Consider the following 14,399-nt stretch of genomic DNA (forward strand, 5'->3'; position numbering starts at 1 on the left):
TTTCAGGAAGGAAAATCAACCCTGAAAAACGGTAGCATTTCTGCCCTTAAAAGTACGGCTAAATTTCAGAAAAAGGAATGACGAAAAACCAAAAATGCAGAAATATTCGTCATCCTCCCTTTGTAACCAATTTATAATCAACAAGCCACTCCAGGGATCAGGATTTTCAGGATGAAAAGACCCCACCTAAATCCTCCCCTAATTCAGGGGAGGACTTTTCTTCGCAGGTGTAATCCGTCAGGTGAAGTAGACGGCAATGAAATTGGTCTGAACTGTGATTTATTTGATTCTTTTGATTCCCTAAACTATTATTTCACATATTCCGCCAGCGCAGCGTTTCCTGAAAATCACGTTATCAAGATAGCTAAACTAAAGAGAAGCTAATTACGAAGGAAAGAAGCTCCCAGTTTCTAAGTGCGCGGCCTCCGCACTTTCCGGTTTCGTCAGAAAAGCCGCCTGCGGCTAGGAAAGGGTGAGACGCGAACGCAGAAACGAAGCCGCCCGGCTTGAGGGAGACAATTGCCGATAAAAGCAAGAAGCTAGATGTTTAGCAGAAAAGGTGTTTCAAAAACGCTATCCTTTGTAGCCCAAAAACTGCTGCCCGACGATGAGGTCCTTCAGAGCTACGCTCGCAATCTTAGAGCTCCCGCGCTCAATTGTGCTCAGGATGACAGAAAAAAACGCTATGCTTTCAAACTAAAAAACTGCTTACCGCAGGTATTAAATCATTAATTCTTAACCCCTAAACCCTGCAACTGCCCTTTATTCAATAACTCTGCTTCGGTAAAACGCTTGAGCGCCTCCTGCAATTCCGGATCCTTTTCGTGGAAGATCGGGAAGAAACCGACCGGGCCGTACACGCTGCGCGCAATGGAAGCCTTAATGTTATTCACGATCAGGTTTTTCGAGCGCTTGAAATCTTTCTCTACATAAGGAATTTTGGCCTGCTCCGCTTCTTTAATAAAGTCTTTCAGCATTTTATCGGTTACTGTAAAGCTGCGCTGAAATTCAGCAAAAGACATTTTTTTGAAGTTCTTGCGGTGGTCGCGGTAATAGTTCAGGGCAAATTCACGGATCACGTTCTTGCTGTAAAGCTCGGTAAGGTAACGGGAATTTTCGGAAGTATCGGGTGCCACAAAAACATCGGGCATAATACCGCCGCCGCCGTAAACCACTCTTCCGCGACGGGTTTTAAACTTCAGCGAATCGTCGAAATGAATGCTGTCGGGGTTAAAAATTTCGCCGTGCTGGAAGCGGTTCATCAGATCTGATTCGTAATCTTCCATGCCGTTTTTATACGATTTCTGAATGGAACGGCCGCTTGGCGTATAATACCGCGAAATGGTTAAACGCAACTCCGAACCATCGTTCAGCGGAATGGGCATTTGTACCAGACCTTTACCAAAAGAGCGGCGACCAACGATCAAAGCGCGGTCATTATCCTGTAAAGCACCGGCCAGAATTTCGGAAGCGGACGCGCTGCCTTCGTTTATCATGACTACTAAAGCACCCTGTTCAAAATCGCCGCGGTGCTGCGAGTAGGTTTCTGAATCGTATTTATCGCCTTTGCCGTCGGTGTACACAATTTTCTTGTTACCGCTCAAAAATTCGTCGGCAATTTTAGTGGCACGGTCCATGTATCCGCCCGGATTATCGCGCAGATCGAGCACCAATTGTTTCATGCCTTTTTTGCGCAGAGCGGTTATAGCGCTGCGGAATTCATCGAAAGTGTTGGCCGAAAAACGGTTGATCTTGATGTAGCCCGTAACCGCATCGATCATGTAACTCACATCTACCGACGTGGTAGGAATTTTATTGCGGGTAATGGTATAAGTAAGCGGTTTTTTAGCTTCTTTGCGCAGAATGGTAAGCGTAACTTTGGTGCCTTTCGGGCCACGCAGCTTTTCAAAAACGCCTTGATTTGAGATATTAATGCCGGCCACGTTTACGCCGTCTACTTTTACAATTTTATCGCCGGCCTGCAAACCTGCAGATTCCGAAGGACCGCCGCTAATGGGTGCAATCACGTAAATGGTATCCTGAAAAATATTGAATTCTACGCCAATGCCATCGAAATCGCCTTCCAGGTAAGAATTAGCCAGCTGCATTTCGGCGGCCGGAATATAAGCCGTGTGCGGGTCGAGTTTCTCGAGCATTTTGCTGATCGCGTAATCCGAAAGATCGTCGGTGTTTACCGAATCTACGTAATCGCGGTCTATGTAACTCAGAATATCGCGGAATTTGAGATACGCTTTGGAAATGGAAGCAGCGTTGTTGCTGTTGGTCGGCTTAAAAGAATTGGCGCCAATGAGCATGCCAAAAGCCATCGCCGCCGCTACCAGTAAGGGCAAACGCACCTGGAACTTCGAGTTTTTTATTTCATCAGCCATACGGAAGCGGCTTGGTTGTTTAGAAGAAAAGCCGGCATTTGCAGGCATAAACAAAGCTATGCAAAAAACGGCAAAATCGGCAGCATTTCTTTTTTAACTCGTTTCCGCCTTTTTCAGTTTCATTCCTGTTGTTTGCGGTGGTTTTAGAAGAGCTGAATATGCCACGAAAATTCACTTTTTCAGCCAAAAACCATAGCGTTTTTTTATTTTCAGAAACCTCGCAAATCTCTCAAGGGCAATGTTCACTTTCACTGACTTTTTGCATTAAAAACGCTACGGTTTTGCCCGCAAAAACTCCTCCACTACATTCTCCCGGAAAAATCCGTAATTTTGCAGCTTCGAGCATTTAACCTGAAACCTACGTGGCACGCATCCTGGCAATAGATTACGGCAATAAACGCACCGGCCTGGCCGTTACCGATCCGCTGCAAATTATTGCCAACGGCCTGGAAACCGTACCCACGCACACGCTGCTTACGTACCTGAAAAATTACATTCAGAAGGAAAACGTGGAAGCCATTGTAGTGGGTATGCCGAAACGCCTGGACAATACGCCCACCGATACCACGGCAGCAGTTACAGGCCTGGTACGCAAGCTGAAAACTGAATTCCCGGCGCAGCAAATTCATTTAGTGGACGAACGGTTTACTTCTAAAATTGCTTTTCAGACCATGCTGGCCGGCGGCCTGAAAAAGAAAGCCCGGCAAAACAAAGCCACCGTAGATATGGTGAGCGCTACCATTATTTTACAGAGTTATTTAGAAAGCAAAGCATTATGATATACCCGATTGTTGGCTACGGCGACCCGATCTTAAAAGCCAAAACCGTTGAAATTCCGAAAGATGATCCGGACCTGAAAAAGCTGGTAGCCGACATGTTCGATACCATGTATTATGCGCACGGCGTAGGACTGGCAGCGCCGCAAATTGGCAAAGGCATTCGTTTGTTCGTGATCGATTCTGCCCCCATGGAAGACGATGAAGACGAAAAAGGCAACCCGATCACCCCGAAACCGGGCCTGAAACGCGCGTTCATCAATCCGCAGATCATTGCTGAAGAAGGCGAAGAATGGGGTTTTAACGAAGGCTGCCTGAGTATTCCGGGAATCAGAGAGAACGTGTACCGCAAACCCATTGTAACGCTACGCTACCAGGACGAAGATTTTAACACGCACGAAGAAAAATTCGATGGCATGACCGCCCGCGTAATTCAGCACGAATACGACCACCTGGAAGGCGTACTTTTTACCGATCATTTAAGTCCGTTGAAACGCCGTTTGATCAAAGCCCGCTTAACTAAGATTTCTAAAGGCGATGTGGATGCGGATTACAGAATGAAGTTCTTTGGAGTAAAAGGGCGGTAAACTATAGTGCTGATGCTATTATTTTAAACGCATATACACCAATAGCTTAGGCAGACAATTTCCCATGAATGTTCATACGCCGTTGTTTGCCCTGGTCATTTATCTGATCGCTTTTGCTACGGGTTTCCTGCTGCATAAGTGTTATAAGCACCCTTTTACAACCAACAGGTACGAAACCATCGATGGCCTTAGAGGCTTACTGGCGCTGGGGGTATTTATTCATCACGCACACATCTGGCACCAATTTCTGCAAACCGGAAAATGGACTGCGCCGCAATCGAACCTGTATAACCATTTGGGGCAGACAAGCGTTTGCCTCTTTTTCATGATCACCAGTTTTTTGTTCGTTAGCCGGTTATTGAATCATGGAATTACAAGCTTTAACTGGCGCAGCTTTTTCCTTTCCCGGGCATTCAGAATAGTCCCGATGTATTACTTTACGGCCCTGCTTACCGTTGTTTCTGTAATGACGATAAGCAACTGGCAGCTACAAACCGGATATGCTGAATTGTTTAAATGGATCGCCGACTGGCTGCTTTTCACAATCATTAAATTGCCGGTTAACAACTCGGAATACACATTTCTGGTAACCGGCGTAACCTGGTCGCTGCCTTATGAATGGCTTTTCTACTTTGCGCTGCCTTTTATTTCCCTGGCCCTGATAAAGAGCAAACCTCCGAAGCAATTACTTGCCTTATGCGGGGCTATACTCGTGGCTTTTTATTTTATACATGGCATAGAACCTTATTATCTTCTGGCATTTCTGGGTGGCTCGATCGCTCCGTTTATTCTGAAGTTCTCTTCCATTAAAGAAAAAATTAACGCGCTTTACGGCAACACCTTTATTTTAATTTGTCTTTACCTGCTTGGTTTGTTTCACACTGCTAATAATCTGGTAAGCTTTCTATTGATCAGCATGGTATTTACCTTGATTGCTATGGGTAACGCGGTGTTCGGGCTGCTGAAAAGTCCGGTTCTAAAACTACTCGGCGACATGAGTTACAGTATTTATCTGCTGCATGGCCTCGTTTTGTTCACCACGTTTTATTTCGGGCTGGGCTTAGATCAGGCTAAAGCACTTTCTCCTGCAGCTTACAGTCTGCTGGTTTTTGGAATTACGCCTGTGTTAGTTCTGGTAAGCTTTCTAGGGTTCACATTTATTGAAAAGCCCTTTATGGTTTGGGGCAAAAAACGCAGCCTGACATTAAACTCTAAAACTGCACCAGCTATTAATTCTGGTACGAAGCAAACAGCTTAAGCACGAGTAAAGCACTTTTTAACCTGAAAAGCCTACCGTTTTTGCGGTGGGCTTTTTTTTTGTTTTTCGATTGATGATAGTATTGATTTGATACTATTAAGGCAGGGCAGTTTTGGGGTGAAAAAGGGTAGCGTTTTGTAGCAGGCTTTTTTGCGAGTTGTATTTTTGTTGTTAATTTGAATCTATTAACAGAAGGTTATGAAATCAAAAAAGGCAGAAGAAAAATATATAATTGAAAATCATTTCTTTAAAAGGTTCTCTGATCTTTATTTTCGGAATTCCATTACTGAAACTATAAAAGCTGAAGCTCCCGACTTTTTAGTTAAAACCAAAGATAATTTGGTCGGAGTTGAAGTAAGACAAATTTGTATTGAGAAAGCCACAAATGAGAAATACTCCTTAGTAGAGAAATATAGTTTTGAGAACCAGATTATTGAAAAAACTCAACAAATATTCAATTCCCGAAATAATATTCCTCTTAATATAAGATTTGATTTTGTCAATGAATTCAAACTTTCCAAAGATCAAATCTCAATACCAGCAATTAAATTTTGTTCAATAATTGAGGAACATACTAAGAACAAATCCTTGAATGAACATTTTAATTTTTCTATTGAAGAAGATTTACCAAAAGAGCTAAATAAAATTTCTGGTTATTTTTTTCCGGAAATAAACGAAAGCGTTTGGTACTCCGGCAAATCCATGTTTTTGCCCAATTTATCGCAAGAGCAAATCAAAACTGCTATAATAGACAAAGAGAAAAAAGCTCCATCTTACAGGAAGCAAGCGGATGATTTAATTTTACTTTTGGTAGAAGGAATCCCTCCTTATTCATGGTTTGACAAAATTGAAAAAGTTAATTTCGAAAACTTTACCAGCTGCTTCGATAAAATTTTTATTATCAGGAATCTATCAAACGAACTAGTTCAGATAAAGTGAAAATGCACCCAGCAATTCAGGAATACAATAACAAACAGGTTCCAACCGACAAAGAAATCTGTGACCAACTGGCTAATACCATAAACACTGAACTTCCTGAAGCGGAAAGCAAGATCTGGCACGCGCATCCGGTGTGGTTTTTAGACGGCAATCCGGTGGCGGGTTACAGCAAACTTAAAGACAGCGTGCGGTTACTTTTCTGGAGCGGACAGACCTTTGAAGAAGCAAAACTACAGCCGGAAGGCAAATTCAAAGCCGCCGAATTCCGCTACACCTCGCCTGAGCAGATCGAAATTGCCGATCTGAAAAGATGGCTGCAAAAAGCCCGCGAAATTCAGTGGGACTACAAAAATATTGTGAAACGCAAAGGCCAGTTAGAGCGCCTGAAATAACGATTTACCTTCAACTCAAAGCCATGAAAATAACGCCCGAACACAACGAACGCATCGCCAAAATGACCTTCGGCTCGGTGTACCCGCACTACGTAACCAAAGTGGAAAAGAAAGGCCGGACAAAAGAAGAGTTGCATCAAGTAATAGAATGGCTAACTGGGTTCGACGATAAAAAACTGGAAGAACTGATCGCCGAAAAAGCCACATTCGAAACCTTCTTTCAGCAAGCCAACCTGAACCCGAACGCGCACCTGATAACTGGCGTAATTTGCGGCTATCGCGTGGAGGAGATCGACAATCCGTTAACGCAAAAGGCAAGATATTTAGATAAACTGATAGATGAATTGGCGAAAGGCAAAAAAATGGAAAAGATCCTGCGCAGCGCGTAAAAATTTCGGGTGAAATTCCGCTTCGGCCAATAGCAGAAAATGTTAATGCTGCACTTTTTTGCCTAACTTGGATACCGTTATGAAACGCGATCCGATCTACGTAGAAACCAAAATGCACACCAGCCTGGAGCGGGTTTGGGAATTTACCCAGACGCCCGAAATGCACCAGGAATGGGACCTGCGTTTTAACCGGATCGAATATTTGCCGAAGGAAACCGAAGACGCGCCGCAGCATTTTCTCTACGAAACGCAGATCGGGTTTGGCGTCAGGGTTTCGGGGAAAGGAAAAAGCACCGGCACGCACAGCAAAGAAACCGGCGAAAGCACTTCCGCGCTTAAATTCTGGAGCGACGAACCTGTCTCGCTTATAAAAACCGGCTCCGGCTACTGGAAATACATTCCCGAAAACGGTGGCGTAAAATTCCTGACCTGGTACGATTACCAGACCCGCCACGGCTTTTTCGGCCAACTCACCGATAAATTTTTGTTTCGTCCGCTTATTGGCTGGGCCACCGCCTGGAGTTTCGATGCGCTGAAAATGTGGCTGGAGCGTGGGCAACATCCGCGGCTGAGCAAAAAACTTTTGCTCGTTTTGCTCCTCAGTAATTTTCTGATTGCGCTTACCTGGCTTTACCACGGCATTGTGCCCAAACTCATGTACATGGAAACCGGCGAACTGGAAATGCTCACGGCTTCAGGAATGTTTACCGGTTTCGAAAAAGAAGGCGTTTACGCGGCAGGTATTGCTGAAATTCTCTTCGGACTGGCGTTTCTGTTTTTCGGCAGGTGGCGGCTTTTGCACTGGCTGAATATTGTGGCTTTGCTGGCTTTAGGAATCATTGCGCTGTTTGCGAAATACGAAGTGTATCTGGCACCTTTTAATCCGGCTACTACCAGTTTTGGCGTTATTGGTTTGTCGGTAATTGTGCTGAGTTTGCTGAAGTATATTCCGAGCGCGGCGCATTGTAAACGAAAACCGGGGAGGAAGTAAAAAGCTTGAAGCTGGCAGTTAATTCACCGTGGCCTGTGGCGCACCGGCCACCATGCTGCTGTTTTAGCTGCTGAATATTAAACGATACTGCATCAGTCTGTGCGCCACAGACCGATGTGTGGTAGTGAAAGTATTGAAGAAAGTCCCCCTTTGGAGGGGGTAAGGGGGAGGATTTTTTCTGTCAGAGTAATCAACCACCCCTGCCCTCCTGTCCAGGAGGGGAGCTTTTTACCCGGTCATTCCGAGCCTGTCGAGGAAACTTATGGGGCCGATTTCGGATTCTGGCTTTATAAGTTCCCTCGGCTTCGTTCGGAATGACACAATAACGTAAATCCTCCCCCTTACCCCCTCCAAAGGGGGACAAAAAAACTAACGAATTCACCATGTCGATCTATAAAAAATACCTGGGAAGCGATTTTGAGAAACTGCACCCGAAAATGCAGCAGCGCTTCAGCATGAGTTCTGAAAACGGGCTGGCCATGATCGGAACCGGCAAGATGGACCGCATCTGGAACGCCGGTTTTCATGTGTTACCTTTCCTGCATTTTGGTACGCGGCGCAATATCATGTTTCCGGAAAGCGGGAAAAATATTCCGTTTTCTATTGAGAATTACGCGTATAAAGACCGGTTTGGGCGGGAAACGGTAACCTGGATCCGGCAATTTCATTTTGCTAAAAAGAAACGGCATTTCGATGCCACCATGATCTTCAGCGAAAAGGAAAACCGCATTGTAGATTACCTGGGCAACAAACAGCACCTGGCCGTAGATATTGATATGAAAGTGAATCCGGATGGCAGCGTTACCATTCAATCGGGAGACCAGCGGTTTTACGAAGGTCCGGCGGCGTTTAAGTTTCCGGAGATGTTTTCGGGCAATGCGGAAGTGAACGAGTTTTACGACGAAGCGGCGGATCTTTTCCGGATCAGCGTGAAAGTGAGCAACCAGACCTTCGGCGATATTTTTGGCTACAACGGTTATTTCAAAGCGGAATTCAAACAGGTAAAGCCCGAAGAAATTCCGGCGTACGCCAGACCGCTGCGCGAAGAAAACCGGGAATAAAGCGTAACTTGCATAAGTCATTTAGGTTGAAGGCGATATGAAGGAAGCACGGGCAAAACAATCGGATTTCAGGTTAAGCAAAGGGCAGCGAACCATCGAGATTTTGCGGCCCTGGGTTTTGCTGGCGTTTTACATAGCGTTTGCCTTTTACGGGATCTGGTGGCTGGCGGTTCCGGCCGCTTTGGCAACCTGTCTGGCGGCGTTTGTGCAGCTTCACGATTCCATTCATAACGCGCTGGGGCTTTCTAAAAAAGGCCACGGCCGGCTGCTAACGTTAAGCGCTTTGCTTTTGCTGAAAAGCGGCCACGCCCTGAAAGTTACCCACCTGCGGCACCACGGCCAATGCCTTTCCGACGACGACCCCGAAGGCGAACCCGCCAAATGGACGCTGAAACAAGTTTTCCTGAACGGGCCGTACCATATTTTTGCCTTGCGGTTTGCTTCGTTGCGCATTGCGCCCAAAACCCGCAACAGGCAACTGGCCGAAACGGCGGCTACGGCACTTTTGCTCGTCATTTTCATAGCCTTTTATTTGGTTTGGGGCTCGGTAATTGGTTTGGTTTACTGGGCGGTGGCGTTTGTGCTGAGTGCGCTTATGCCGCTCTGGGCTTCGTATATTCCACATAAAATGGCCAGCCGCAATCCCGCTCGTTTGGCCGGTGCCCAGGCTGCCCGCTTCTGGACGCCCATTCTGGCTTCTTTCGCGTTTCACCACCTGCACCACACCTACCCCAAAGTGCCCACCGCCTTACTTCCGAAAGCCGCCCAGGAACTTCCGGAGCCGGAAGACCACGACCATTTCCATTAGTTTTCAGGCCGAAAAGGATAGCGTTTTTAGCTGCTTTTATTTTGTTACTTTTGAGAAACTTCCGTTTATCCACTAAGGGTGGTAGGATAAACCGAATAAGTTCGGCAAATACAGTAGTTACAATGAATTAAAATAGATGAAGAATCCTTCGTTATCATTAATGTTGTTAATAACAAGCATTTTTTTAATTGGCTGTACCAGTAAGGTGGAACCTAAAAAAGCAGGAAGAATTCCAGAAAGCTGGAGTTTTGACCTTAGAACGTATGGTCCTCAAGGGAATCCATTACAAATTATAAGTATGGAATCAGATTGGGACTCTGCTTATTATATTAACCCTAAAGTGAATATTGATCCATTAAATTCTTATCCTTATAGTAGACAATTCCGGATACCTTTTTTTCTTTCACCCCAAGAAAGAGACTCAGTTTATAGTATCATAAAGAGAATTAAATGCAGGAAAAGAAATTATGATAATGAGAGAATAGAAAAATATACGTTGGGTTACGCAGAGTTTAATTTTAATGCTCCTGTGATTGAAGAATATTTTGAATGCAGTTATTATGGAACTGAAAAAATGCTTAAAGCAAACCAAAATATGGAGGCTTTACTAAAGTTTTTTAATGCCAAAATAAAAGGCAAACTTAATGGTAGGGCTTTATTAGAATAACAAAAAGTAACCACAACTAAAGCACACTGGCGCGAGCCTTAGCCAAATCCGTTATAATCAAACCCAAACCCCACCATGCTTCCCGAAAGCCTCATCCAACAAATTGCCTTCATCAAAGAAATAGACAAGCTCAAATACATACAGCGGAAAACCCGGTTATTTAACTCCGACCGCAACGAAAACGACGCCGAGCACAGCTGGCACCTGGCCATGATGGCCCTCGTGTTAGCCGAACACGCCAACGAACCGATCGATATCCTGAAGGTAGTGAAAATGGTCTTGATCCACGACATTGTAGAAATAGACGCCGGCGACACCTTCATTTACGACACCCAGAAAAACCATTCCAACGCCGACGAAGAACGCCTGGCCGCCAACCGCATTTTCGGTTTATTGCCCGAAGCCCAAGCCCGCGAACTTATTGCCATCTGGGAAGAATTTGAAGCCGGCCAAACCTCCGAAGCCAAATTTGCCCGCACCATGGACCGCCTGGAACCGCTGTTGCAAAACACCTCCAACAACGGCGGCACCTGGAACGAATTCGGGGTAGATTACAGCAAGGTGTACGCCAAGAAAAGCATCATGAAAGAAGGCTCCGAAACGATATGGAATTACGCCGAAAAACTCATTAACGAAAGCGTAGAAAAAGGGATTCTGAAGAAGTAGTTAGTTGAATCCCAAGCTTTAAAACATTTGAGCAGGTAAATGCGGATTAAATTATTAATGGCAATTCTTCTGGGGTTGCCCGGAATTTCATTTGCTCAGGCATTTGGAAAAGGTATTTATAAAGGGCAAAAACTGCCCTTCGAGATTTGCTACCTAACTTACAACGACTCAACAATTCAGGTAGAGTATTTTTATCAGAAAAGCGGCCAGATCTTCGACTATATTCCTGCTAAAAAGCTTGTGCATGGCTTGGAAAGCTCTTCTACCAAACCGACTTACAAATCAACGGACGATAGCATTTTAGTTTTTGCAAAAAAAGACTATTACCTGGTTAAAAGAAAAGGCTTTGGCAAAGTAAAAGTTTATAAATCGGATGAAAGCATTAAAGATGTTAATAAGTTGCGAAATCGATGCAAACTTCACCGGTTTAATTGGGCTAACTTTAGGTATCTAAAGTCACATTTAAGCATAGAGGAACATTTGATATGGGAAAAGGTGCACTCGCTTGACTTGAAAAAGTATCTTGATTTAAGCGAAGTTGAATTTGATAAAAAACTAACTGAGGCGGAGAAAAACGTCAGAAACATGCTTAATTAATTAGAAAAAAGAAGCCCTGAATTAATGGCTAAATTACCCATGAGCCCCTACCAAACCACCTTCGAAACCTGGAACAAAGTAGCCTCCGCCTACCAGGAAAAATTCATGGATCTGGATCTATACGACGATACCTACGACGCTTTCTTTAGCTTAATCGAAAATCAAAATGCCCGCATTTTTGAAATTGGTTGCGGTCCGGGAAACATCACAAAGTACCTGTTAGCCAAAAGGCCGGATTTCCGGATCGAAGCGATTGACGTAGCGCCGAACATGCTGGAACTGGCCAAAAAGAATAACCCAGGCGCTAACTTCAGGCAAATGGACTGCCGCGAAATCGACACCATATACCAAAAATTCGACGGAATTATGTGCGGTTTCGCCATGCCCTACCTTTCCCAACCCGACTGCTCCAAACTGATTAAAGATTGCGCCGCTTTGCTACAAACCGGCGGCATTTTCTATTGCAGCGCCATAGAAGGAAACTACGAGCAATCGGGTTACGAAGCCAACAGCGCGGGCGATAAAATGTACGTTTATTACTACCCGGAAAGCTTTTTACAAATGCAACTCCAGCAAAATAACTTCAAAACGGTACATTTTTTCCGCAAAAAACTGCCCAAAGCTGAAGGCACCATTTCCACGCATCTCATCTTCATCGCCTGGAAAAATTAAGCCTGTGAACTGGTTGTAAAACTTCGTTCGGAATTCTATTAGCATTGGTTAGATTTGCACTTGCCTTGCCAGATCCAGAAATTTAATTCTTCCGCCTTCCAAAACTTAAAAGGTTCCTATGAAAAACCTCTTTTCTGAACGCGTTGCTGCCATTGGGTTATTAGCCATCCAAACCCTCATGATCGGGTTTCATTTGCTTATCCTTACGGGTGTAATTCCTTTCAACATTGTTTGGGGTGGCAGGCTGAAAACGCATGAGCAAATGGTTTCTTTCGAGCTGGTTTCCGTAAGCATGAACCTGCTCATGGTGCTGGTTGTAGCAGTTTATTCCGGGCTCCTGAATCTAAAAGTAAACCGCACGTTTCTTCGGGGTTTGCTCTGGGGCATGATGGCGCTTTTCCTCTTAAACACCATCGGCAATTTATTATCGGTAAACGCGTTGGAGAAAGCCATTTTCACGCCCGCAACGTTGCTGCTCGCCTTGTTCAGTTTACGGCTGGCCATTAGCAAAGAACCTATCCTGGCAAAAAGCAAAGCCTGAGCCGGTTCTCACCGAAAGTCCAACAAAACCGTCGCGTATAAACTGCGTACCAGCGGGTTTAAATTTCAATAACATGACCATAACCCACGACGAAAAATACCAGCAATTTACGTTAGTTTGTCCCGACGGCGACGAAGCCGAACTGGCCTACTCCAAACCTTCCGACGACGTTATTTCCTTCACCCACACCTTCGTACCGGAAAACCACCGCAACCAGGGCCTGGCCGAAAAACTAATAAAACACGGTTTTGCTTACGCCCAAGAAAACAAGTTAAAAGTACTTCCCGGTTGCGAAGCCGTCTCCAAATTCCTGCAAACCCACCCGGAATACCAGCAGTTTTTAATGTGAGCTCGGGCTTTACTGAAAAGGTTGCTTAGTATTACCTACATCTACATAGCTAACTAAAAATACACCTGTCATCCTGAGCGATAGCGAAGGAACTTGTCGGCGAACAGCAGAAACGTTACCTACAACGAAAAATGAAAGGGCTGCATTACTTTGTGTACATCGTAACCAACCCCAACAAAACAGTTTTATATACTGGCGTTACCAACGATCTTACCGTTCGCTTAGAACAACATTATCAAAACCGTGGTGACAAAGCTACTTTTACAGGAAAATATCATTGCTACAAATTGCTTTACTATGAAATATTTTCCGGCATTGAACAGGCAATTAGCAGAGAAAAAGAGATCAAAGGCTGAACACTGGCAAAGAAAGAAACTTTAATCGCAACGCTTAACCCAAATTGGGATTTCCTGAAAGCGTAAAGTGCTTTTAGTTTGCGTTGCTACATAAAGCCGACAAGGTCCTTCGCTACCGCTCAGGATGACAGAAATTTATCATTCCAGCTTTATTATTCATTATTCATTAAACATTAATCATTAAAAACGCCAGGCATTCCTGCATAAAAAGTCACATCCGCGCAAATCCCGAAGTCTGAAAATCTTTAAGCCAACTAACCCGGAAAGCGCTATTTTTGCACTTTCGTTTGCGCATGGATTTTTGGGGTTATTTGCTGGTTTTTGTGTTGGCCTTTCTGGTAGATCTTATTCCGTTTGCCGGTCCGCCCGCCTGGACGGTAATGGTATTCTGCCTGGTAGTTTTTAAGCTGAAAGTCTGGCCGGTTCTAATTTTGGGCGTAATTGCTTCCACGCTGGGCCGCTACTTTATGAGCCGGTTTATTTTCCAGGTTTCCGGGAAGTTCCTCACCGAAGAAAAAGCGCAGGACCTGGCTTTTATTGGCCGGAAACTGGAAACCCATGGCTGGCAATCGCGCCTGTTTATCTTTCTTTACACGCTTACACCGCTTTCTACCACCGCTTTATTTACCGCCATTGGCATGGCCCGCATCAGTGCCGCCAAAGCGCTTCCAGCCTTTTTCATCGGCAAACTCATCAGCGATTGGCTCGTTTTAAAAGCCAGCGAATACGTAAGCAAAGACCCGAAAGCAGCATTGCAACACCTGTTCAGTCCGCAATTCATTATTTATACTATTCTGGGAATTTTATTGGTAGCGTTCCTGCTTTTTGCCGATTGGCGTACGCTGCTGGAAAAGAAAAAACTGCGCTTCAAATTCAACATCCTGAAATAGATATTGCAAAGCTTTTTCAGTTACGAATCGCGCCATAAAACCTAAACCAAAGCAAATTCCGTAAGCAGCC

General features: G+C 44.7%; 18 protein-coding genes. 17 read left to right on the top strand and 1 reads right to left on the bottom strand.

Going from position 1 to position 14,399, the window contains the following annotated elements; translation table 11 throughout:
- Positions 1 to 728: 728 nt before the first annotated feature.
- Complete coding sequence (locus ACFPIB_RS11865; protein WP_378017675.1) at positions 729 to 2,390, bottom strand: S41 family peptidase; 1,662 nt, start codon at positions 2,388 to 2,390, stop codon at positions 729 to 731.
- A 362-nt stretch (positions 2,391 to 2,752) separates the two neighbouring features.
- Between ACFPIB_RS11865 and ruvX the strand changes: the two genes are divergently transcribed.
- The 17 genes from ruvX (at position 2,753) to ACFPIB_RS11950 (ending at position 14,329) form a co-directional block, all read left to right on the top strand.
- The gene (gene ruvX / locus ACFPIB_RS11870) at positions 2,753 to 3,169 is read left to right on the top strand and encodes a Holliday junction resolvase RuvX (protein WP_378017676.1); all 417 of its coding nucleotides are present in this window, start codon (positions 2,753 to 2,755) and stop codon (positions 3,167 to 3,169) included.
- Entirely contained in the window at positions 3,166 to 3,753 is a 588-nt protein-coding gene (def, locus tag ACFPIB_RS11875) for a peptide deformylase (protein WP_378017677.1), read from the top strand. The genes ruvX and def overlap by 4 nt, the downstream gene beginning before the upstream one ends.
- Before the next feature lie 64 nt (positions 3,754 to 3,817).
- Positions 3,818 to 5,011 carry an acyltransferase family protein gene (locus tag ACFPIB_RS11880; protein WP_378017678.1) on the top strand — a complete coding sequence of 398 codons (1,194 nt, stop codon included), beginning with the start codon at positions 3,818 to 3,820 and terminating at the stop codon, positions 5,009 to 5,011.
- A gap of 198 nt (positions 5,012 to 5,209) precedes the next feature.
- Positions 5,210 to 5,950, top strand: a complete 741-nt coding sequence (locus ACFPIB_RS11885; RefSeq protein WP_378017679.1) for a hypothetical protein — start codon at positions 5,210 to 5,212, stop codon at positions 5,948 to 5,950.
- A gap of 2 nt (positions 5,951 to 5,952) precedes the next feature.
- Positions 5,953 to 6,342, top strand: a complete 390-nt coding sequence (locus tag ACFPIB_RS11890) for a DUF1801 domain-containing protein (RefSeq protein ID WP_378017680.1) — start codon at positions 5,953 to 5,955, stop codon at positions 6,340 to 6,342.
- Between the two features lie 23 nt (positions 6,343 to 6,365).
- A complete protein-coding gene (locus ACFPIB_RS11895) occupies positions 6,366 to 6,731 on the top strand; it encodes a DUF2200 domain-containing protein (RefSeq protein ID WP_378017681.1) in 366 nt (121 codons plus the stop codon).
- A gap of 79 nt (positions 6,732 to 6,810) precedes the next feature.
- On the top strand, positions 6,811 to 7,722 hold the full coding sequence (locus tag ACFPIB_RS11900; protein WP_378017682.1) for a DoxX-like family protein: 912 nt from the start codon (positions 6,811 to 6,813) through the stop codon (positions 7,720 to 7,722).
- A 383-nt stretch (positions 7,723 to 8,105) separates the two neighbouring features.
- On the top strand, positions 8,106 to 8,783 hold the full coding sequence (locus tag ACFPIB_RS11905) for a DUF4166 domain-containing protein (protein ID WP_378017683.1): 678 nt from the start codon (positions 8,106 to 8,108) through the stop codon (positions 8,781 to 8,783).
- A gap of 37 nt (positions 8,784 to 8,820) precedes the next feature.
- Positions 8,821 to 9,591, top strand: a complete 771-nt coding sequence (locus tag ACFPIB_RS11910; protein ID WP_378017684.1) for a fatty acid desaturase — start codon at positions 8,821 to 8,823, stop codon at positions 9,589 to 9,591.
- 136 nt (positions 9,592 to 9,727) lie between these two features.
- On the top strand, positions 9,728 to 10,258 hold the full coding sequence (locus tag ACFPIB_RS11915) for a hypothetical protein (RefSeq protein ID WP_378017685.1): 531 nt from the start codon (positions 9,728 to 9,730) through the stop codon (positions 10,256 to 10,258).
- 75 nt (positions 10,259 to 10,333) lie between these two features.
- Positions 10,334 to 10,924, top strand: coding sequence for an HD domain-containing protein (locus ACFPIB_RS11920; protein ID WP_378017686.1), 591 nt, complete (start codon positions 10,334 to 10,336; stop codon positions 10,922 to 10,924).
- Between the two features lie 39 nt (positions 10,925 to 10,963).
- A complete protein-coding gene (locus ACFPIB_RS11925; protein WP_378017687.1) occupies positions 10,964 to 11,521 on the top strand; it encodes a hypothetical protein in 558 nt (185 codons plus the stop codon).
- Between the two features lie 24 nt (positions 11,522 to 11,545).
- A complete protein-coding gene (locus tag ACFPIB_RS11930) occupies positions 11,546 to 12,193 on the top strand; it encodes a class I SAM-dependent methyltransferase (RefSeq protein WP_378017688.1) in 648 nt (215 codons plus the stop codon).
- Positions 12,194 to 12,311: 118 nt separating this feature from the next.
- On the top strand, positions 12,312 to 12,734 hold the full coding sequence (locus tag ACFPIB_RS11935) for a hypothetical protein (protein WP_378017689.1): 423 nt from the start codon (positions 12,312 to 12,314) through the stop codon (positions 12,732 to 12,734).
- Positions 12,735 to 12,807: 73 nt separating this feature from the next.
- Positions 12,808 to 13,083, top strand: a complete 276-nt coding sequence (locus ACFPIB_RS11940) for a GNAT family N-acetyltransferase (protein WP_378017690.1) — start codon at positions 12,808 to 12,810, stop codon at positions 13,081 to 13,083.
- A 131-nt stretch (positions 13,084 to 13,214) separates the two neighbouring features.
- Entirely contained in the window at positions 13,215 to 13,439 is a 225-nt protein-coding gene (locus tag ACFPIB_RS11945; RefSeq protein WP_378017691.1) for a GIY-YIG nuclease family protein, read from the top strand.
- 293 nt (positions 13,440 to 13,732) lie between these two features.
- Positions 13,733 to 14,329: a hypothetical protein gene (locus tag ACFPIB_RS11950; RefSeq protein WP_378017692.1), complete on the top strand. Its 597-nt coding sequence runs from the start codon at positions 13,733 to 13,735 to the stop codon at positions 14,327 to 14,329.
- Positions 14,330 to 14,399 lie beyond the last annotated feature (70 nt).

Origin of the sequence: Adhaeribacter terreus (assembly GCF_042657365.1) — a bacterium.
Classification (GTDB): Bacteria; Bacteroidota; Bacteroidia; order Cytophagales; family Hymenobacteraceae; genus Adhaeribacter_A; species Adhaeribacter_A terreus.